Here is a 19,391-nt window from a genome sequence, read left to right as displayed (position 1 = left end):
GACATGCAGTCATTCGGCATCTCGCTCCATGAGGGGCGAATCATCGAAGCACGCTTTATCAGCGTGTCGCGGGCCGACTGCATGGTGGCGGAACTCGCGGGCGGGCGCGACCCCGCGAACACAATCCCTTCTTCCCAAGGCGAGTTCCTGGGCGGAAAGCGGGATGGCTCGTATCGCAGGCAGGAACTCTCATGATGGCAACGCGCGCACAGCAACGTCCCGAACGGGCAGACCCGGTTAGATCCGGCGAACAGGCACGGGATTTCGAATTCACGTCGGCGGACTTCGCTCGCATTCGCGAACTGATTCACCGCAGCGCAGGCATTTCGCTGTCGGATCACAAGCGCGACATGGCGTACAGCCGTCTGGCGCGCCGTCTGCGCACCCGCGGCCTCGACACCTTCAAGCAGTATCTCGACCTGCTCGAAGCGGAAAACGATCCGGCCGAGTGGGAAGCGTTCACCAATGCGCTGACCACCAACCTGACGGCGTTTTTTCGCGAGGCGCATCACTTTCCGATCCTCGCCGAATTCGTGCCGCGCCGCGCGCAGCCGGTTTCGGTGTGGTGCTCGGCGGCGTCGACCGGTGAAGAGCCGTACTCGATTGCGATGACGCTGATCGAAGCGCTCGGCGACAGCGGCGCGCGTCAGGCCTCGGTGCTCGCCACCGATATCGACACGCAAGTGCTCGCCAAGGCCGAAGCCGGCATGTACCAGTTCGATCAGGTGAAGCATCTCTCGCCCGAGCGGCTCAAGCGCTTTTTCCTGAAGGGCACCGGCGCACACGCGGGCATGGTCAAGGTGCGCCCGGAAGTGCGCGCGCTGGTGCGCTTCGAGCAACTCAATCTCACCGACCGCGATTACCAGTTGCGTTCGCAGTTCGACGCGATCTTCTGCCGCAACGTGATGATCTATTTCGACAAGCCGACGCAAGCGCAAGTACTCGCGCGCTTCGAGCCGCTGATGAAGTCGGGTGGCCTGCTGTTCGCCGGCCACTCGGAAAACTTCACGTACGTCACGCAGGCATTCAAGCTGCGCGGCCAGACCGTCTATGAACTGACGCGTGACGCGACCGGCGCGCGTACGCCGACGGCCACCCGCGGCTCGACGACGGCATCGCATCACACGGCAAGCGGGGTGACGGTATGAGCAGCGCCCTGCCGATCGCCACCAATCTGTACTTCGACAACCACTTCCAGCGCCCCGGCGTGAAGCTGTTGCCGAACGAGTTCTACACCACGCACGAAGACATGGTGCTGGTCACCGTGCTCGGGTCGTGCGTCGCGGCCTGCATTCAGGATCGCACGGCCGGTATCGGCGGCATGAATCACTTCATGTTGCCCGACGACGGCGCGGATGTCGGCCAGGCCGCGTCGGATTCGATGCGCTACGGCGCCTACGCAATGGAAGTGCTGATCAACGAACTGATCAAGGCCGGCGGCCGGCGCGAACGTTTCGAAGCCAAGGTATTCGGCGGCGGCGCGGTGCTCGCCGGCATGACGACGATGAACATCGGCGACCGCAATTCGGAGTTCGTGCGCCGCTATCTCGCGGTGGAGAAGATCCGCATCGTCGCTGAAGATTTGCAGGGCTCGCATCCGCGCAAGGTGGCGTTCATGCCGCGCACGGGCCAGGTCATGGTGAAGAAGTTGCGCCTGCAGCAGGAAGCGGGCGTGGCCGAGCGCGAGCAGGCGCTTGTGCGGCAAAGCGCCGAAGCGCGCGCCGAGCGGCTCGCGGCGGCGCGCAAGCGGGTGGAACTGTTCTCGTCGCCGGCCGCTTCGAGAGCCAGGGTCGAACTGTTTTCGAGTTCCGCAGGCGCCCGTCCGAAGGTCGAGCTGTTCGGCTCGCCCACAGGCGGAGCAACGGGAACAGCGGCGGGCAGTGCGGGCGCAGGCGCAGCAAAGCCGCGCATCGAACTGTTCGGCACGCGCCCGATCAATTCAAACAACGCCAGAACTACAGAGGAGGCGTGAGCGCTGTGCAAAAGATCAAAGTACTGTGCGTCGACGATTCGGCGCTGATCCGCAGCCTGATGACGGAAATCATCAACGGCCAGCCGGATATGACGGTGGTCGCGACCGCACCCGACCCGCTGGTCGCGCGCGATCTCATCAAGCAGCACAATCCGGACGTGTTGACGCTCGACGTCGAAATGCCGCGCATGGATGGCCTCGATTTCCTCGAGAAGCTGATGCGCCTGCGGCCGATGCCGGTGGTGATGGTGTCGTCGTTGACCGAGCGCGGCAATGAAATCACGCTGCGCGCGCTCGAACTCGGCGCGGTCGATTTCGTCACCAAGCCGAAGGTCGGTATTCGCGACGGCATGCTCGACTACTCGGAAAAGCTCGCCGACAAGATTCGCGCCGCCGCGCGCGCACGCGTGCGCCAGGCCGCGCCGGTGCAGCACGCGGCTGCTCATGCGACGCAGGCGCCGGTCGGCGCCGCGCCGCTCTTCAACAATCCGCTGCTCAGTACCGAGAAGCTGATCATCGTCGGTGCATCGACGGGCGGCACGGAAGCGATCCGTGAAGTGCTGGTGCCGCTGCCGCCCGATGCGCCCGCGGTGCTGATCGCGCAGCATATGCCGCCGGGCTTCACAAAATCTTTTGCACAACGCCTCAATGGTTTGTGCCGGATTACCGTTAAAGAGGCAGAGCACGGCGAACGCGTGCTGCCGGGACATGCTTACATTGCGCCCGGCCATGCTCATCTGTTGCTTGCCCGCAGCGGTGCGAACTATATTGCTCACCTGTCGGACGAGCCGCCGGTGAACCGGCATCGTCCGTCGGTGGATGTGCTGTTCCGTTCGGCCGCGCAGCATGCGGGCAAGAACGCGGTCGGCGTGATTCTGACCGGTATGGGGCGCGACGGCGCAGCTGGACTGCTGGACATGAAAAAGGCAGGGGCGTACACCCTTGCGCAAGACGAAGCGAGCTGTATTGTGTTCGGCATGCCGCGTGAAGCGATTGCGCTTGGCGCGGCGGACGAGATCGCAGCGTTGCCGGAAATGAGCCGACGTGTGATGGCGCGTCTCTCGGCAATGGGCGACCGCGTTCAGCGGGTATGATGCGGGCCGGTAGGATTTGAGGCGCTGGGTTGAGGCGCGAGTTGAGCGGTCAGGCGCCGCACCATGGATCAAGCAAAGGGAATGAAATGGATAAGGGAATGAAGATTCTGGTTGTTGACGACTTTCCGACGATGCGCCGGATCGTCCGCAACCTCCTCAAGGAACTCGGCTATTCGAACGTCGACGAGGCGGAAGACGGCCAGGCCGGTCTCGCGCGTTTGCGTGGCGGTACGTACGACTTCGTGATCTCCGACTGGAATATGCCGAACCTCGACGGTCTGGCCATGCTCAAGGAGATCCGCGCCGACGCCAACCTCACGCACCTGCCGGTGCTGATGGTGACGGCCGAATCGAAGAAGGAAAACATCATCGCGGCGGCGCAAGCCGGCGCGAGCGGTTATGTCGTCAAGCCATTCACGGCCGCGACGCTCGACGAGAAGCTCAATAAGATTCTCGAGAAGATGGCCAAAGCCGGGAGCTGATGTGAATCTGCCGACCAACGCGCAAGGCGCCGACGCGGCCCACGAGAGCGGCGACTTCGCGTCCGACCGTATCCTCGCCCGCATTGGACAACTGACGCGCACGCTGCGCGACTCGATGCGCGAGCTCGGGCTCGACAAGCATGTCGAGCGTGCGGCCGAAGCCGTGCCCGATGCCCGCGACCGCCTGAAGTACATCGCGGATATGACGGAGCAGGCCGCGGAGCGCGTCCTGTCTGCTATCGACGTCGCCAAGCCGATCCAGGAGCAGCTGCAGAAAGACGCGGGCGAACTCGACGCGCGTTGGGAGCAGTGGTACGCGGCGCCGATCGAGCGCGAGGAAGTGCGCGCGTTGATGAACGACACGCGCACTTTCCTGCGCGGCGTGCCCGAGGCGACCAGCGCGACCAACTCGCAGCTCATGGAGATCATGCTGGCGCAGGACTTCCAGGATCTGACCGGCCAGGTCATCAAGAAGATCACGGATGTCGTGTACCTGATCGAGCAGCAGTTGCTCGGCGTGCTGGTCGAGAACATCGCGCTCGAACGGCGCGAGCAGTTCGCGGCGAACGCGGCGGCGCTGGCGGCCGAAGTCTCGCCGACCGGCAGCCCCGAACATCTGCTGAACGGTCCGCAAATCAATCCGGAAGGCAAAACGGACGTGGTGCAGGACCAGTCGCAAGTCGACGATCTTCTGGCCAGCCTGGGCTTCTGAGCTGTAGGCGCGGCGCCACGCCGCGCCGCGCCCGCCCACCAAGGGCGCCGGGTCGAAGCAGGACGCATAGCAAGCCACGCGCCCGCGTGCGCTTGCTGTCTGCCGACACAAACCACAGGCATACTACGAACTCAAGCAGCGGCACGGCGCTCCGGCGAAGACACACGCCGGTCGGTGGCGCGATGGGGAAAAACCCTCCGCAGTGCGACCGCAGCGGTGCCGTATGATCTGCACACATGCAGCCGGTTTGCACCACGTGCGAACCGAGCGGCAGCTCGGGAGGAGCTTTGTCATGTGGAGTCGTGTACGCCGCGCCGGGATCGTTACGGCGCTTGCTTTGCCCTGTTCGCTCATCGCCGTGCAGTCCGCTCATGCGGGACTGGGCGGCGCCCCCATGACACCGCCCACGGGCGCGTCAGTCTCGTCCCGTATCGTTCAGCCCGGCGGCAGCGCCGTCAACGCGGCGCAGAGCGTGATGCGCTCCGCGTCTAACGCGGCGTCTTCCGCTACAGCTTCCACGTCTTACACCGTGCGTGAGACGGCGCTCGGCAACGGCACCGTGGTCCGCGAATATCTCGCCTCGGACGGCTCCGTGTTCGGCATTGCCTGGCGCGGCCCGCAAATGCCGGATCTGAACGATCTGCTCGGCAGCTATTTCCCGCAGTACGTGGCCGGCGTCAAGGCGGTGCGCGCGGCGCGCGGCGGCAGCCGCGGCCCGGTCGCGGTCGACCAGAGCGGCCTCGTGGTGCGCTCCGGCGGCCACATGGGCTCGTTCAATGGCCAGGCGTGGTTGCCTCCGGCGCTGCCCGCCGGCGTCAGCGGTTCAGACATCCAGTAATAGCGAGGACGAGACATGCGAACCCAGCATATTGCTGTGAAGCTCAAGGGCTGGATGCAGGCCGTCGCGGCCGTGGCGCTGGTGTCCGCGCTCGTCGCGTGCGGCGGCGGTGGCGGCTCCAATAACGATTCGTCGACCTCGCTGAACGGCGGCACGCTGCCGGCCAGTCCGACCCAGCAGCCGATCGCCGCGACCGCGGCGAATACCGTGCCCATTACCGTCGGCCGCGGCGTGAACGGAGTGATCAATATCCCGGCGGTCAGCGTGAAAATATGCGCGCCCGGCTCGACTACGAATTGTCAGACTATTGACAATATCCAGGTCGATACCGGGTCCTACGGCCTGCGCGTGGTCAACTCGGTCCTGAACGCTTCGCTGCTCAATGCGTTGCCGGTCAGCACCATCAGCGGCAGCGGCGCCCAGCTCGCCGAGTGCGCGACCTTCGCGGACGGCTTTACGTGGGGCACGGTGCGCACCGCGACCATCGCGATCGGCGGTGAGACGACCACGACGGCGATTCCGATGCAGATCATCGGCGACAAGGATTCGAGCACGGTGCCCACGCCCGGCTGCGGCAGCGGCCAGGCCGAGAACAAGGTTGACGATCTCGGCGCCAACGGTATTCTCGGCATCGGCACGTCGCCCACCGATTGCGGTACGACCTGCTCGGACCCGGCACAGGCGGCCAAATTCAGCAATTACTTCGCCTGTCCGGGCGGCGTGTCGTGCGCCCGCACGGCGGTACCGCTCGCGCAGCAAGTGGCCAATCCAGTCCCGTTTTTCCCGGTCGACAATAACGGCGTGATCGTGCAGATGCCGCCGGTGTCGAATACCGGCGCAGCGTCGGCCACCGGCACACTGGTGTTCGGCGTCGGCACGCAGGCGAACAATGCGCTCACCGGCGTCCAGCGCTTTACCACCGACGCTTTCGGCGACATGGACAACAGCGTGTTCAATGGCACGACGGTGCAAGCCTTCCTCGATTCCGGCTCGAACGCGTACTTCTTCGGCGATAGCTCCCTCGCGCAATGCGGCAGCAACCTGGCGGGCTTTTACTGCCCGTCGTCGGCGCAAACGCGGACGCTGACGCTGGTCGGGCTGAACAATACGCAGGCGAGCGCCAGCATCGGCATCCTGAGTGCGGCGACGCTGTTCAGCAACGGCGGCAACTACGCGTTCAACGACCTGGCAGGACAGATCGGCGGCAACAGCAGCTTCGATCTCGGGTTGCCGTTCTTCTACGGCCGCCACGTGTATTACGGTATCGATCAGACCGCGAATGGTGGTCAAACGCCTTACGTGGCGTTTTGATTGACGCGTCGTACTGAAGCCTGAAGCCGGACCGGCACTCGCGCTAAGCCGCGCGAGTGCCCGGCCGGGCCGCGAGCGGCCGTATCGCGTCAGCAAGGCCGAGCGGCCGGCTTTTCCGGCCGTCTCCATCCCTCGAATTACCCCCCTTTCTCCGCCCTTATCCGCCGATCGGTGCTTGCGTCGAGCGGGAATAATCGCTCTCACTGGAAAGAGGCGCCGTGCCTCAGCCGACTGGAGAGCTTTTGTGGCAGAGGATAGCGACCTCGAAAAAACCGAATCAGCCACTCCCCGACGCCTGCAGAAGGCGCGCGAGGAAGGGCAGATCGTGCGTTCGCGGGAGCTGTCCACGTTTGCCCTGCTGGCCGCGGGGTTCTTCGGCGTGTGGGGGATGTCCGGCAGTATCGGCGAACATTTGCAGGGCATGCTGCGCGCGGCCTTCACGTTCGATCACGCCGGCGCGTTCGAAACGCGCCGCATGATGATCGGCGCGGGCGTGGCAAGCCGCGAAGGGTTGTACGCGCTGCTGCCGATTCTCGCCTTCACCGGCGTCGCCGCCTTGTTCGCACCGATGGCGCTGGGTGGATGGCAACTGTCGGCGAAAGGCCTCGAGCCGAAGTTCGACCGCCTCAATCCTATTGCCGGCCTCGGCAAAATGTTCTCGATCAACGGTCCGATCCAGCTCGGCATGTCGCTCGCGAAGACGCTGGTGGTCGGCGTGATCGGCGGCACGGCGATCTGGAATCGCCGTGAAGAGATTCTCGCGCTGGCGACCCAGCCGCTGCATCTCGCGCTTGCCAACACCGTGCATCTGATCGCCGTGTGCTGCGGCATGACGGTGGCGGGCATGTTCGTCGTCGCCGCGATGGATGTGCCGTATCAACTGTGGCAATTCCACAAGAAGCTGCGCATGACGAAGGAAGAAGTGAAGCGCGAACACCGCGAAAGCGAAGGCGATCCGCACGTCAAAGGCCGGATTCGCCAGCAGCAGCGCGCGATCGCCCGCCGCCGCATGATGACCAACGTGCCGAAGGCCGACGTGGTGGTGACCAACCCGACGCACTTCGCCGTGGCGCTGCAATACACCGACGGCGAGATGCGCGCGCCGAAGGTCGTCGCCAAAGGCGTCAACCTGGTGGCGGCGCGGATCCGCGAAATTGCCGCCGAAAACAACGTGCCGTTGCTGGAAGCGCCGCCGCTCGCGCGGGCGCTGTATCACAACGTCGAACTCAACCGCGAGATTCCGGGCCCGCTGTACGGCGCGGTCGCCGAAGTGCTCGCGTGGGTGTATCAGCTGCGGCGCTTCAAGACCGAAGGCGGCGACGTGCCGCTCGCACCGACCGAACTCGACGTGCCCGCGGAACTCGACAAGGGCGGTGTATCGGACGACGAAGCCGATCAGGAAGCCGCCGACACGCTCAACCCCGCTACCAACCCAAATAACGACGACGCTTCAGGAGCCTCCGCATGAACGCTCGCGCCGGTTTCCTCGCCCGACGGCCGGATGCCTTGAGCAGCACCAATTTGCGCGCCCTCGCCGGGCCGGTGCTGATCTGCATGATCCTCGGCATGATGATTTTGCCGTTGCCGCCGTTCCTGCTGGATCTGCTGTTCACCTTCAATATCGCGCTTTCGGTGATGGTGCTGCTCGTCAGCATGTACACGATGAAGCCGCTCGATTTCGCCGCATTCCCGAGCGTGCTGCTGTTCTCGACCTTGCTGCGCCTCTCGCTGAACGTGGCGTCCACGCGGGTCGTGCTGCTCGAAGGTCACACCGGTCCGGACGCGGCCGGCCAGGTGATCGAGTCGTTCGGCCACTTTCTCGTGGGTGGCAACTTCGCGGTCGGTATCGTCGTCTTTATCATCTTGATGGTGATCAACTTCATGGTGATCACCAAGGGCGCGGGGCGGATCGCGGAAGTGTCCGCGCGCTTCACGCTCGATGCGATGCCCGGCAAACAGATGGCGATCGACGCCGACCTGAACGCCGGCCTCATCAACGAAGAACAGGCCCGTAAGCGCCGCTCGGAAGTTTCGCAGGAAGCCGAGTTCTACGGCTCGATGGACGGCGCGAGCAAGTTCGTGCGCGGCGATGCGATCGCCGGTTTGCTGATCATGGTGATCAACATCGTCGGCGGCCTGATCGTCGGGATGGTCCAGCACGGCATGGACTTCGCGTCGGCGGGCAAGAACTACACGCTGTTGACCATTGGTGACGGCCTCGTCGCGCAGATCCCGTCGCTGGTGATTTCGACGGCGGCCGGCGTGATCGTGTCGCGCGTCGCGACCAACGAGGACATCGGCACGCAGCTCACCGGCCAGTTGTTCACCAATCCGCGCGTGCTGGTGATCACCGGTTGCATTCTCGTGCTGATGGGCCTGATTCCGGGCATGCCGCACTTCGCGTTTCTGATTCTCGGCGGCGGTCTGATCCAGCTCGGCCGCACGATGAAAAAGCGCGCCGAGGAGCGCAAGAACACCACGGCGCTCGTCGATGTCGCGCCGGCCGCGATGGCGCCGGTCGAAAACACCGAAGCGAGCTGGGACGACGTGACGATGATCGACACGCTCGGCCTCGAAGTCGGCTACCGGCTGATTCCGCTCGTCGACAAGAATTCGGACGGCGAACTGCTCAAGCGGATCAAGAGCATCCGCAAGAAGTTCGCGCAGGAAATCGGCTTTTTGCCGCCGGTCATTCATATCCGCGACAACCTGGAATTGCGGCCGAACGGTTATCGCATCGCGCTCAAGGGCGTCGAAGTGGGCGTCGGCGAAGCGTATCCGGGCCAGTGGCTGGCGATCAATCCGGGCCAGGTGTCCGCCGCGCTGCCGGGTACGCCGACGCAAGATCCCGCCTTCGGTTTGCCGGCTATCTGGATCGATACGAACCTGCGCGAACAGGCGCAGGTGTATGGCTACACGGTGGTCGATTCGAGCACGGTGGTGGCGACGCACCTGAATCACCTCGTGGTCACGCATGCGTCGGAATTGCTCGGCCGCCGGGAAGTACAGGCGCTGCTCGAGCGGATGCAGAAGGACACGCCGTCGCTGGTCGACGATCTGGTGCCGAAGTCGCTCCCGCTCACCACGCTGCAAAAGGTGCTGCAAAACCTGCTGGAAGAAGGCGTGCCGATTCGCGATATGCGCACGATTCTCGAAGCACTCTCCGAACACACGCCGAAGATCACCGACGCCCACGATCTCACCGCCGCCGTGCGCCTCGCGCTGGGTCGCGCGATCACGCAGCAGTGGTTCCCGGGCATCGGCGATATGCAGGTGATGGGCCTCGATTCGAATCTCGAACGCGTGCTCTCGCAGGCGCTCTCGACCGGCTCCAATCCGGGCCTCGAGCCGGGACTTGCGCACACGCTGCTGAACGAAACGCAGAAGGCGATGACGCGTCAGCAGAACCTCGGGCTTGCGCCTGTGCTGCTGGTGCAGCACGCGTTGCGGCCGATGCTCGCGCGTTTCCTGCGCCGCAGCTTGCCGCAGCTGAAGGTGCTGTCGTACGCGGAGGTGCCCGACACGCGCAATATCAAGGTGGTGAATCTGATCGGCGCGCACGGGTAAGGCGGATCGGTCACCGAGGCCAGTTCGTGGCCGATGTCTTTTGCCGGCGCTCATCGAGCGCCGGTTTTCGTTTCGGCGCCTGACTTTTCATGTCGCAAGCCGACGGCGACGTACACGCCGCGTCCGCGAAAGCGCCGTCCGACGCGGCCGCCGGGCGTGTTTCAAACCGGCGTGCGTGTGAATCGAAGCACATTTCCATCGCCCGAATTGCCCACGTTTAACGGTCTTTATCCATCGATCGTGCCTCGACGGGTTTCGCAATAATGATCTCAATGGGAAGCGGTATGTTGCCGGTCCGTTAGTCCGTTTACCTCATCGGGGGTCCAGCTTGAACATTCGTAAATTTGTCGGTGCTACCAGTCGTGATGCGCTGCGTCTCGTGCGCGAAGCGTTGGGCGCGGACGCCGTCGTACTGTCCAATCGCACGATGGACGACGGCAGCGTCGAGATCGTCGCACTGGCCGACAGCGACCTCGCCGCCCTCTCGCCGAAAGTCCCGCGCGCAGGCGCCGGCGCACCGCAGGCTGGATCGATGAATGCGACGGCTGGACGGCCCGCACTGGCCGCACCGCGCGCCATGCCGGCGGCAGCGCCGATGCAGGCGAATCCGTATGCGAGCGGCATGCCCGATGTGTTCTCGTCGGTGTTCGGCGCAAGCCCGGAAGCCGGCGCGGAGAATCTGGGCAACGGCTCTTCCCACTCTGACCTCACGGACGACGACGCGAGCGACGCACCGGCCGCCGCCCTGAAGCCGGCCGCGCCGGTCAAGGCAGCGGCGCCGATCAAGGCAGCCGCCGCAGTGCCGTCGAAACCGATCAGCCCCGAGCAACCGAGTGCCCGCGCCGCGGCCTCGCGCCTCAGCGAAGACATTCGCGCCGATCTGCTCAAAGCGGCCGGTGTGCCGGCGGCGCCCGCCGCGCCGGGCGCCGACGCGCAAACGCCGCGCACGATGGCCGAATCGAATCCCTGGTTGATCGACCACGCGCGCCGCATCGCCGCCGAACAGCAGCAGGAAGGCGCATATAGCGCGCGCCCCGCCGCGATGACGCCGGCCGCCGCGATGGCCAAGGGCCTTGGCGCCGCCGTCGAACCGGGCAAAGCTGCCGCGCCGCAAGCCGTGGACACGCCCGACTGGGCGCGCGAAGGCGCGCAAGCCGCCGCGCGCCGCGCCGCGCAGAAAAACGCACCGGCGCTGTCATCGAACGACGACGCCCGCACGCCCGCTTCGGTCGCCGAAGCGATCAAGGCACGCATGGAGCAAGTGGTCAACGACACCGTGATGAGCGAACTGTCGTCGATGCGCGGGATGATGGAAGAACACTTCGCCGGCCTGCTATGGGGCGAGCGCCAGCGCCGCAACCCGGTGCGCGCCTCGCTCACCAAGCACCTGTTCGCCGCCGGTTTCTCCGCGCAGCTCGTGCAGATGATGGTCGACAACCTGCCGGACGACGTCGAGAGCATGGACGGCGGCATGGACTGGGTCCGCTCGGTGCTCGATTCGAACCTGCCGGTGATGGAAGACGAAGACGCACTGATGGAGCGCGGCGGCGTGTTCGCGCTGATGGGCCCGACGGGCGTCGGCAAGACGACGACTACCGCCAAGCTCGCCGCGCGTTGCGTGATGCGCTTCGGCGCGAGCAAGGTTGCCTTGCTCACCACCGACAGCTACCGGATCGGCGGTCACGAACAACTGCGCATCTTCGGCAAGATTCTCGGCGTGTCGGTGCATGCGGTGAAAGACGGCGCCGACCTGCAACTCGCGCTCTCCGAACTGCGCAACAAGCACATCGTGCTGATCGACACGATCGGCATGAGCCAGCGCGACCGTCTCGTCTCCGACCAGATCGCGATGCTGTGCCACGCCGGTCAGCCGGTGCAGCGCCTGTTGCTGCTCAACGCAACGAGCCATGGCGACACGCTCAACGAAGTCGTGCAGGCCTACCAGCGCGCGCCGGATCAACAGCCGCTCGCCGGCTGCATTCTGACTAAGCTCGACGAAGCCACCAATCTCGGCGGCGTGCTCGATACCGTGATCCGCTACAAGCTGCCGGTGCACTACGTGTCGACCGGTCAGAAGGTGCCGGAAAACCTGTACGTCGCGACGAAGAAATTCCTGATCAAGAGCACCTTCTGCATACCGCGCGATAACTCGCCATTCGTGCCACACGACGACGACATTCCGGCGTTGCTGTCCGCATTGTCCGCACGTTCCACGGCCGAATTGCACGAGGTCCGCTTTGGATAAGCTCATCTCCGATCAGGCAGAAGGACTGCGGCGGATGTTGGCTCGCAGCGGCTCGCGTGTGATTGCGGTGACGAGCGGCTCGGCCGGCGTCGGCTCGACCACGACGGTGGTGAACCTCGCCGCCGCGCTGGCGCAGCAGGGCAAGGACGTGCTGGTGATCGACGAATGCCTCGGCGAGAAGTCGGTGAGCACGATGCTCGGCGGCGTGCGCGGCGCGGGCAATTTCGCCGCCGTGATGCGCGGCGAGATGACGCTCGACGACGCCGCCGCAAGGCACTCGCTTGGCTTCTCGGTGCTGGCCGCCTCGCGTCCGAACCGGGAAGGTCATACGGCCGCGGAGTTCGGCGTGGTGTTGCGCGGTTCCGCCGACGTCGTGCTGATCGACGCGGAACTCGATGCGCAAGGTCATCTCTCGGCGCTCGCGAGGCAAGCGCACGACGTGATGATCGTCACGCGCATGGCCGCGCACGCGATCACCGACGCGTACGCATGCATGAAGCGCCTGCACTACGCGCACGCCATCGCGCAGTTCCGCGTGCTGGTGAACCACGTGCAGAGCGTGAACGACGCGCATACCGCGTTTGCAAACCTGGCCGGCGTGGCCGGACGCTACCTGACGGTGGCGCTGGAAGACGCCGGTTGTATTGCCGCCGATGCGCGGATGGCGCGAGCCCTGGAGTTGTCGCGTTGTGTCGTCGATGCGTTTCCGTCGACACCGGCTGCGCGCGACTTCCGGCACCTCGCCGCCGAGTTGCAGTACTGGCCGATGCGGCCAACGATGTCGTCGCAAACGCCCTGGTTGGCGCCTGCGACAGTTACAGCGGCGCAACACGCCGATCAACCGTCTGCGCAGCACGCCTAGAAGCGGCACAAGGACAAGGGGAGCACGATGTATAACGCTCAGGGAAAGATTTCCCAAGCCGAAGTTCTGACGAAGTACGCACCGCTGGTGCGTCGACTCGGCTTGCAGCTCGTCGCCAAGATGCCGGCGAGCGTCGATCTCGACGATCTGATCCAGGCCGGCATGATCGGGCTGCTGGACGCGGCAGGCCGCTACAAGGAAGACCAGGGCGCGCAGTTCGAAACCTACGCCAGCCAGCGGATTCGTGGCGCGATGCTCGACGAATTGCGCAGCAACGACTGGTTGCCGCGCAGCTTGCGGCGCACCTCGCGTGAAGTGGAAACGGCGGTGCACAAGGTGGAGCAGAATCTGGGCCGCTCGGCGAGCGAAACGGAGATTGCCGAGCACCTGCAAATGCCGCTCGACGAGTATCAGTCGATGCTGCAGGATCTGCACGGCAGCCAGCTGATCTACTACGAAGACTTCGACCGTTCGGCGGACGACGAGCCGTTCCTCGACCGTTACTGCGTCGATCACTCGGACCCGCTCTCGGCGCTGCTCGATGACAGCTTGCGCTCGGCGCTGGTGGAGGCGATCGACCGCCTGCCGGACCGCGAGAAGCTGCTGATGTCGCTGTACTACGAACGCGGCATGAACCTGCGCGAAATCGGCGCGGTGATGGAAGTCAGCGAATCGCGAGTCTGCCAGTTGCACAGCCAGGCCGTGGCCCGTTTGCGTACGCGCTTGCGCGAGATGGCCTGGGCGAACGCCGAGGCGACCTGAAGTTCGAGTATTCGATGGCGTGAATGAGCGGTGAGCGGCGTGTCGCGTATCCGCTTTTTCTCATGCCTCGGCCATTTCGTGTTCCGCGGCCAGCGCCAGGAAGGCCGAGCGTGACATGCCACGCGCCTGGGCATAAGCGTCGATCTCCTGGACCAGCGCTTCGGGCAGCGAAATGTTGATACGTACCGCCTTCTTCAAGGCGGGAATATTCCGGGTGGCGACCAGTCCCCACGTGAAATCCGCGTAGTCGGGATTGCGCCGGTGCTCTTGCAGCGAGCGCCGCGCGGGAATCGGCAAGCCCTCGTCGAGCAGCACTTCCAGATGAGCCTCGATAGCCTCCTTTGCGTTCGCGTAGGCTTCTTCGAGCGTGTCGCCCGCCGCATAGCAGCCCGGGATGTCCGGCACGATGACGCCGAACGCGTGATCCGCGCTCCCCGGCTCGATCGCGATAGGGAAAGTGAGGTTTTTCATTTCAGGCCCGCCTGTTTCAGGATGCTGTTCAATGTGCCGGGCGGAAGATCTTTCTTCGGATGCGGGATGGTCACGAGACCGGTTCTTGCCGCGTGACGAAAATGATGGTGGCTGCCCGATGTGCGGACCAGCTGCCAACCCGCCGCTTGAATGAGTTTCACGACCTCGGCACTTTTCATACTGCACTCCTCGAATCATACACACCATTACACAACCTCGCTAGTGGTTAGCACTCCGTTGATGCACGTCCGGATAGCCTTGAAAAAGCCCGGAGCGGCGGAGCAACTCAGTAAGGGGGAAGCCGTGATTTCAACGCGGCTGGCGATTTCGCGCCACCTGGCCGGATGGCTAACGTGTGCGGGAAGGGATGGGGCGCGCTCGAAGCGGGGTGGCTGAAAAGCAAAAGGGCTCGTCAAAAGACGAGCCCTTTTCAATCCATCTGTTTCAGCCCGACCCACGCGTCAGGCCATGCGGGTCCAGCGACAATCTTTACACGGCGGGACGCGCGGGAATCCGGCCATCCGGACCATAGAAGCCGACCTTCTGGGGCACGGCCACCTGCAGCGCCGTCAGCGCCCGCTGGTTGTAATCCATCCGCACGCGGATCAGTTCACCGTTGCTGGTATTGCAGCGTCGAGCGCGTTCGGCGGCTTTCTGCAGCAGCGACCACTGCTCGGCGACGCGCGCGTCCGTGCTAGCCGCGAGCTCCATGCCGGGCCAGCCGGCGGGAAAGCCCATCTCGGCGAGCAGCCCGTCACGGGTGGCTTCGAGTTTGGCGAGCGCGCCGATCAGTTCGGTTTTCTTCTCGACGATCGGCGGCAGCAATTCCAGCGGCGACAAGGCAGTCAGCGCCTTGGTCTCGAGCGTCAGAATCGAGGCAAATGCCTCGACGGCCGAATATTCTTCGACGAGGGTGGCAAGCAGGGCGTCTTTCATCTCAACAACTCGCTGAACACGACGGCTCGCGCATGATCCGCGAGCCGGGTTTGTCGAACGCCGCCCGGCACTTCACCGTACTTCGATGCGTCGATCAGTTGCCGGTCGACGAGGTTTTGCTTTGCAACAGTTCGCGTGCGGTGTTCAGCACGCCGTCGGCGATCTTGCCGGAATCGATCTTCAGCGAGCCGTCCTTGATGGCCTGCTTGATCGACTCGACGTGCGCCGTGTCGATATCGGCCGAGCCGGACGCCGCGAGGCTGCGCAGATGCTGCGACAGACCCGACAGGCTGACGCTGGCGTCGCCCGAACCGCTGGTGGTGGTCTGCGAGGCCGTGCCCGCATTCTGCGCGTTGCTGTTCGCGGTCGTCGCGTCGCTTTGTTGCGAACGGGACAGGGCGTCTTTCAACGTCGGCAGATTCGAATTGGTTGTGGAATCGACTTTCACGATTGGCTTCCTGAACGATTTGATCTTTATAACGGCTACCGCTGATCAAAACTTTAGCGCAATCGATCAAGGCGTTACCTTTCCTTACATCTCGACTTGGGCCCTTGGCTGGCCTCATTGCGATGCCGGCCGCCGCGCCGCGCGTGCCCACCAGAACGGGCGTGGCGCGGAAGTTCGTCATGGCGTGCGCGCCGCAGCGGTTCACAGTTGAATCTCCACAGTCGAGCCATCTTTCACGATGCCGGAAATGATCTGGCCGTTGGCCGTCTTGACCCGCACCTGCTGGCCCGGCGACGCATTATTCATCGCGCTGCCCTCCGCCGAAATCGCGAAACCGTCGCCGGCTGCCACGACCCGCACCGTCTGTCCGATCGATACCGCCGACGCGCTTTTCAGCATGTCGCGGCGCAGCGGCATGCCGCCGGCAACTCGCGTGAGCGTGACCGAGCCGACCGCCTGCGACGGGTCCGTGACGATCGCCTGCGGCAAGCCGGTCAGATCGCCGTCACGCGCGACGAGGTCGGCGGCGGTGAGCACTTCCCCCGGCGACATCGCACGGGCGGCCAGATAATAGGTGGCGTGCAGCGAGATGCGCGCCTGCAGATAAATGGTCCACGGACGCTCGCCCGCACAGCGCACGCCGACAGTCATGCGGCCCCACAGGCGCGCGCCGCTCGGCATGAACGGTTCGAGCATCGTGCAGTCTGCGAGACCGCGCGGAAACGCCGGCGCCACGGTGATGTCGACCTTGCCGGGCAAGCCGGCGGACTGCTGCTGCAGGAATGCAAGCGCGGCGCTGCGGATCGCCTCCGGATCCTGCTGGCCGGGCAGCGCCGCGGCTGGCGCGAGTGTCGCGGGACGCAGATTCTGTTGCGCGACGGCCGGTGCGACTCGTCGCACGGCCGGCGTGCGGCCAATGGTAGCCGGCGAGGGCGTGGGCGCAGCCGTTGCAACTGGCGCGACAGTTGCGCGGGTCACGACCGGCTTGCCGTTCGCGCCCAACTGCGGCGGCTCGCCGCGCGACGCCAAACTGTCGAAACCCGCCGCCGCGGATGCCCCAGCGGCTGCGTTGAGCGGCGCATTGGCGGCCACCGGCTGAACGCCCGCGGCTTGCCGGGCGCCATTGGCCTGCGGCGCGGGCGTCACCACGACCGGAACCACCTGGCGCGAACCCGGCACGACATTGACCCGCGCGACGCCGTCCATGGCGTTCGCATTGGCGCTGCCCGGCGCGGGGATCGTGACGACGCCGTTGGCGTCGGGCCTGAAGTTGGTGCGGATCATTTGCGGCGCGGCCGGCGGTTCGCCCGCGCCCGGAATGACGATCGAGCCGCTTGCATTGGCGGCGCGCGTGAATGAATCGGCGTCGCGAGCCGCGGAATTCGGCGTCAGCGACTGCGCGGTGGCCGCGGCCAACGTAGCGGCGGAACCGGCGCGCTTAGCCGGCGCGGTTTGCATATGCTCGGCCAGATCGGCGAGCGCGGCCGGATTCTTTTCTCCCGGACCGGGAATCACGATCGGGCCGCCGGCTTCCTGGGCCCGCGTAGTAGCCGGCAGCAACACGATGCCGCCGGCAACCCACACCGCCAGATTCACGACGAGGCGCGTCAGCAGACGTGAGGCCGTGCGCGCAACACGCCGTGCGACGCCGGCGCCCGCACCCACGCGATGCGCCGCCGCGCAATTCGCGCGGTGCGTCGGATCGAAGGCGGGCTGGTCCATCGTGTTTCTCCATCGAATGCATCGGTACGCCTTGCATTCTAGTGAGCGCCCCCTTTGCGCAAACGTTGAATAGAAGCCCCCTTTCCCGGTTATTCGTCCGATTGCCGCTTGCGTTCGGCCCATAAGATGCACCTCATGCAAAAAGGTCTTCCCGCCTGGTGCAGTCCTCACGCGAGGCATGCATGGGAAGCCTCGGGAACGTTCTCCGGAGATTCTTATGCTGGACAAACTCGATGCCGAATTCGCCTTTGGCCGTCAAGCGCTCGATGTGCGCGCTTACCGGCAGGAGCTGTTGTCGTCGAATATCGCCAACGCCGATACCCCTGGGTACAAGGCGCGCGACGTCGACTTCGCCTCGTCGCTGGCCGGCGCGTTGAAGAAGAGCGGCGGCGCCATTGGCACCGCCGCGTCGAACAACGCGACGCTCGCCATGACGCAGCCCGCGGGTGTGACGAGCGGCATGTCGATGGTGTCGACGGCACCGGGCCACATGGCAGGCAAGTCGACGCTGACGCCGACCGGCGGCCCGTCCGACGACTACGGCAATCTGCAATACCGCGTGCCGACCCAACCCGCGCTCGACGGCAACACGGTCGACATCGACACGGAGCGGGTGCAATTCGCGGACAACACGCTGCACTTCGAATCGGGCATGACGGTGTTGTCCGGCCAGATCAAAACGATGCTGTCGGCGATCCAGTCGGGCTCGTAAGAAGCCACGCCGACAGACTCAGCAGTACGCAAGAACAATCGCTACGGGAATTAACACTTGAGCCGGATCAACCCGGTTAGGAGAGGTCAGGAAACATGCCATCCCTGATGAACATTTTTGGTGTCGCAGGCTCCGCGATGTCGGCGCAGTCGCAGCGGCTCAACGTGACGGCGTCGAATCTCGCCAACGCGGACAGCACGACCGGCCCGGACGGCCAGCCGTACAAGGCCAAGCAGGTCGTGTTCGCGGTCAGCCCGCTCGGCGGCGCGCGCACGGCTTCGGGCCAGCAGGTCGGCGGTGTGCAGGTCACCGGCGTGGTCGACGACCCGACGCCGATGAAGACCGCCTACGACCCCGGCAATCCGGCCGCGAATTCGGACGGCTACGTCACGTTGCCGAACGTCGATCCGGTGCAGGAGATGGTCAACATGATCTCGGCCTCGCGCTCGTACCAGGCCAACGTCGAGACCCTGAACACCGCCAAGACACTGATGCTGAAAACGCTCACGATCGGAACCTGAGGAGAGCTCCTTGACCACCAACACCACCATCGGCGGCAGCGGCACGACTGTGTCGCAAACGCTGCTCGATACGATGAACGGCACGAACAGTGCCTCGAGTTCCACGAGTTCGACGAGCAGCACGTCCGGCACCTCGGCGACCGATCTGCAGAACACCTTCCTGTCACTGCTCGTCGCGCAGTTGAAGAATCAGGATCCGACCAACCCGATGGACAGCTCGCAGATGACCTCGCAGCTGGCGCAGATCAACACGGTCTCGGGCATCAGCCAGTTGAACACGACGCTCAGCTCGCTCGCCACGCAGATGTCGGCGGGCCAGCAGTCGCAGGCCGCGCTGCTGATCGGCTCGACCGTGCTCGCCCCGGGCAGCTCGGTGGCGGTCGCGAGCGGCAAGGCCGGTGCGTTCGGCGTGCAGCTCGCCAACTCGGTCAGCGATCTGCAGGTCGTCGTGAAGAACTCGGCGGGTCAGATCGTCAACACGATCGACCTCGGCAAGCAGTCGGCCGGCACGATTCCGGTGGGCTGGACGCCGACCGATACGGCCGGCAATGCGCTGCCGGACGGCAACTACACGATCAGCGCGGTCGGCACGATCAACGGTCAGCAGGCCACCGCCACCACGCTCACGGGCGCCACGGTGCAAAGCGTCGTCATGCAGACCAACGGTACGCCGGGCCTCGTGCTCTCGAACGGCTCGACGGTCGGATTGACCAGCGTCGCCGCCATCCTCTGATTC

21 protein-coding genes are annotated in these 19,391 nt (G+C 65.0%); 16 read left to right on the top strand and 5 right to left on the bottom strand.

The genetic code is table 11. From position 1 onward, the window contains the following. Positions 1–3: 3 nt before the first annotated feature. From PQR54_RS00645 to PQR54_RS00585, 13 genes are all read left to right on the top strand, one after another. Positions 4–195: a hypothetical protein gene (locus PQR54_RS00645; RefSeq protein ID WP_408243655.1), complete on the top strand. Its 192-nt coding sequence runs from the start codon at positions 4–6 to the stop codon at positions 193–195. After that, positions 192–1,148 carry a CheR family methyltransferase gene (locus tag PQR54_RS00640; RefSeq protein WP_408243654.1) on the top strand — a complete coding sequence of 319 codons (957 nt, stop codon included), beginning with the start codon at positions 192–194 and terminating at the stop codon, positions 1,146–1,148. The genes PQR54_RS00645 and PQR54_RS00640 overlap by 4 nt, the downstream gene beginning before the upstream one ends. Further along, positions 1,145–1,972: a chemoreceptor glutamine deamidase CheD gene (gene cheD, locus PQR54_RS00635; protein WP_408243653.1), complete on the top strand. Its 828-nt coding sequence runs from the start codon at positions 1,145–1,147 to the stop codon at positions 1,970–1,972. The genes PQR54_RS00640 and cheD overlap by 4 nt, the downstream gene beginning before the upstream one ends. Before the next feature lie 5 nt (positions 1,973–1,977). Beyond that, positions 1,978–3,066 (top strand): protein-glutamate methylesterase/protein-glutamine glutaminase, encoded by a 1,089-nt coding sequence (locus PQR54_RS00630; protein ID WP_166799271.1) that lies wholly within the window; start codon positions 1,978–1,980, stop codon positions 3,064–3,066. 86 nt (positions 3,067–3,152) lie between these two features. Then, positions 3,153–3,548: a chemotaxis response regulator CheY gene (gene cheY / locus PQR54_RS00625; protein WP_007179968.1), complete on the top strand. Its 396-nt coding sequence runs from the start codon at positions 3,153–3,155 to the stop codon at positions 3,546–3,548. 1 nt (position 3,549) lies between these two features. After that, a complete protein-coding gene (cheZ, locus tag PQR54_RS00620; protein WP_408243652.1) occupies positions 3,550–4,260 on the top strand; it encodes a protein phosphatase CheZ in 711 nt (236 codons plus the stop codon). A gap of 292 nt (positions 4,261–4,552) precedes the next feature. Next, the gene (locus PQR54_RS00615; protein WP_408243651.1) at positions 4,553–5,098 is read left to right on the top strand and encodes a DUF2844 domain-containing protein; all 546 of its coding nucleotides are present in this window, start codon (positions 4,553–4,555) and stop codon (positions 5,096–5,098) included. A gap of 15 nt (positions 5,099–5,113) precedes the next feature. Then, the gene (locus PQR54_RS00610) at positions 5,114–6,409 is read left to right on the top strand and encodes a DUF3443 domain-containing protein (RefSeq protein WP_408243650.1); all 1,296 of its coding nucleotides are present in this window, start codon (positions 5,114–5,116) and stop codon (positions 6,407–6,409) included. A 244-nt stretch (positions 6,410–6,653) separates the two neighbouring features. Next, complete coding sequence (gene flhB / locus PQR54_RS00605) at positions 6,654–7,877, top strand: flagellar biosynthesis protein FlhB (protein ID WP_408243649.1); 1,224 nt, start codon at positions 6,654–6,656, stop codon at positions 7,875–7,877. Then, positions 7,874–9,976 (top strand): flagellar biosynthesis protein FlhA, encoded by a 2,103-nt coding sequence (gene flhA / locus PQR54_RS00600; protein ID WP_408243648.1) that lies wholly within the window; start codon positions 7,874–7,876, stop codon positions 9,974–9,976. Before flhB ends, flhA begins: the two co-directional genes overlap by 4 nt. 328 nt (positions 9,977–10,304) lie before the next feature. After that, positions 10,305–12,221, top strand: coding sequence for a flagellar biosynthesis GTPase FlhF (gene flhF, locus PQR54_RS00595; protein WP_408243647.1), 1,917 nt, complete (start codon positions 10,305–10,307; stop codon positions 12,219–12,221). Then, positions 12,214–13,083 carry a MinD/ParA family ATP-binding protein gene (locus PQR54_RS00590; RefSeq protein WP_408243646.1) on the top strand — a complete coding sequence of 290 codons (870 nt, stop codon included), beginning with the start codon at positions 12,214–12,216 and terminating at the stop codon, positions 13,081–13,083. The genes flhF and PQR54_RS00590 overlap by 8 nt, the downstream gene beginning before the upstream one ends. A gap of 27 nt (positions 13,084–13,110) precedes the next feature. Then, complete coding sequence (locus PQR54_RS00585; RefSeq protein WP_012434714.1) at positions 13,111–13,845, top strand: RNA polymerase sigma factor FliA; 735 nt, start codon at positions 13,111–13,113, stop codon at positions 13,843–13,845. 60 nt (positions 13,846–13,905) lie between these two features. Here the strand turns inward: PQR54_RS00585 and PQR54_RS00580 are convergent, their stop codons facing one another. The 5 genes from PQR54_RS00580 to flgA all read right to left on the bottom strand — a co-directional run bounded on the left by PQR54_RS00580 (position 13,906) and on the right by flgA (position 17,422). Continuing rightward, entirely contained in the window at positions 13,906–14,316 is a 411-nt protein-coding gene (locus tag PQR54_RS00580) for a type II toxin-antitoxin system HicB family antitoxin (protein WP_408243645.1), read from the bottom strand. After that, a complete protein-coding gene (locus tag PQR54_RS00575) occupies positions 14,313–14,495 on the bottom strand; it encodes a type II toxin-antitoxin system HicA family toxin (protein ID WP_408243644.1) in 183 nt (60 codons plus the stop codon). Before PQR54_RS00575 ends, PQR54_RS00580 begins: the two co-directional genes overlap by 4 nt. Before the next feature lie 310 nt (positions 14,496–14,805). Next, positions 14,806–15,252, bottom strand: a complete 447-nt coding sequence (locus tag PQR54_RS00570) for a flagella synthesis protein FlgN (RefSeq protein WP_408243643.1) — start codon at positions 15,250–15,252, stop codon at positions 14,806–14,808. Between the two features lie 94 nt (positions 15,253–15,346). After that, on the bottom strand, positions 15,347–15,700 hold the full coding sequence (gene flgM / locus PQR54_RS00565; RefSeq protein ID WP_408243642.1) for a flagellar biosynthesis anti-sigma factor FlgM: 354 nt from the start codon (positions 15,698–15,700) through the stop codon (positions 15,347–15,349). Between the two features lie 201 nt (positions 15,701–15,901). Then, positions 15,902–17,422, bottom strand: a complete 1,521-nt coding sequence (gene flgA, locus PQR54_RS00560; protein WP_408243641.1) for a flagellar basal body P-ring formation chaperone FlgA — start codon at positions 17,420–17,422, stop codon at positions 15,902–15,904. A 217-nt stretch (positions 17,423–17,639) separates the two neighbouring features. Here flgA and flgB point away from each other — a divergent pair, with 217 nt between their 5' ends. The 3 genes from flgB to flgD all read left to right on the top strand — a co-directional run bounded on the left by flgB (position 17,640) and on the right by flgD (position 19,388). Continuing rightward, entirely contained in the window at positions 17,640–18,134 is a 495-nt protein-coding gene (gene flgB / locus PQR54_RS00555) for a flagellar basal body rod protein FlgB (protein ID WP_408243640.1), read from the top strand. A 95-nt stretch (positions 18,135–18,229) separates the two neighbouring features. Continuing rightward, the gene (gene flgC, locus PQR54_RS00550; RefSeq protein WP_012434707.1) at positions 18,230–18,655 is read left to right on the top strand and encodes a flagellar basal body rod protein FlgC; all 426 of its coding nucleotides are present in this window, start codon (positions 18,230–18,232) and stop codon (positions 18,653–18,655) included. Between the two features lie 10 nt (positions 18,656–18,665). Next, entirely contained in the window at positions 18,666–19,388 is a 723-nt protein-coding gene (gene flgD / locus PQR54_RS00545; RefSeq protein WP_408243639.1) for a flagellar hook assembly protein FlgD, read from the top strand. Positions 19,389–19,391 lie beyond the last annotated feature (3 nt).

This window comes from Paraburkholderia phytofirmans (assembly GCF_046028095.1).
GTDB classification, from domain to species: Bacteria; Pseudomonadota; Gammaproteobacteria; order Burkholderiales; family Burkholderiaceae; genus Paraburkholderia; species Paraburkholderia phytofirmans_A.
Note: the sequence above shows the minus strand (reverse complement) of the source record. Positions and strands in the feature narration are given on the sequence as shown.

Bases quoted from the DNA above. Each gene is read 5' to 3' on its own strand.
- PQR54_RS00640 (WP_408243654.1), top strand. From the start codon at position 192: ATGATGGCAACGCGCGCACAGCAACGTCCCGAACGGGCAGACCCGGTT.
- PQR54_RS00570 (WP_408243643.1), bottom strand. From the start codon at position 15,252: ATGAAAGACGCCCTGCTTGCCACCCTCGTCGAAGAATATTCGGCCGTC.
- PQR54_RS00580 (WP_408243645.1), bottom strand. From the start codon at position 14,316: ATGAAAAACCTCACTTTCCCTATCGCGATCGAGCCGGGGAGCGCGGAT.
- flgB (WP_408243640.1), top strand. From the start codon at position 17,640: ATGCTGGACAAACTCGATGCCGAATTCGCCTTTGGCCGTCAAGCGCTC.
- flgC (WP_012434707.1), top strand. From the start codon at position 18,230: ATGCCATCCCTGATGAACATTTTTGGTGTCGCAGGCTCCGCGATGTCG.
- PQR54_RS00645 (WP_408243655.1), top strand. From the start codon at position 4: ATGCAGTCATTCGGCATCTCGCTCCATGAGGGGCGAATCATCGAAGCA.
- PQR54_RS00615 (WP_408243651.1), top strand. From the start codon at position 4,553: ATGTGGAGTCGTGTACGCCGCGCCGGGATCGTTACGGCGCTTGCTTTG.
- flhA (WP_408243648.1), top strand. From the start codon at position 7,874: ATGAACGCTCGCGCCGGTTTCCTCGCCCGACGGCCGGATGCCTTGAGC.
- flgA (WP_408243641.1), bottom strand. From the start codon at position 17,422: ATGGACCAGCCCGCCTTCGATCCGACGCACCGCGCGAATTGCGCGGCG.
- cheD (WP_408243653.1), top strand. From the start codon at position 1,145: ATGAGCAGCGCCCTGCCGATCGCCACCAATCTGTACTTCGACAACCAC.
- PQR54_RS00575 (WP_408243644.1), bottom strand. From the start codon at position 14,495: ATGAAAAGTGCCGAGGTCGTGAAACTCATTCAAGCGGCGGGTTGGCAG.
- PQR54_RS00610 (WP_408243650.1), top strand. From the start codon at position 5,114: ATGCGAACCCAGCATATTGCTGTGAAGCTCAAGGGCTGGATGCAGGCC.
- PQR54_RS00585 (WP_012434714.1), top strand. From the start codon at position 13,111: ATGTATAACGCTCAGGGAAAGATTTCCCAAGCCGAAGTTCTGACGAAG.
- cheY (WP_007179968.1), top strand. From the start codon at position 3,153: ATGGATAAGGGAATGAAGATTCTGGTTGTTGACGACTTTCCGACGATG.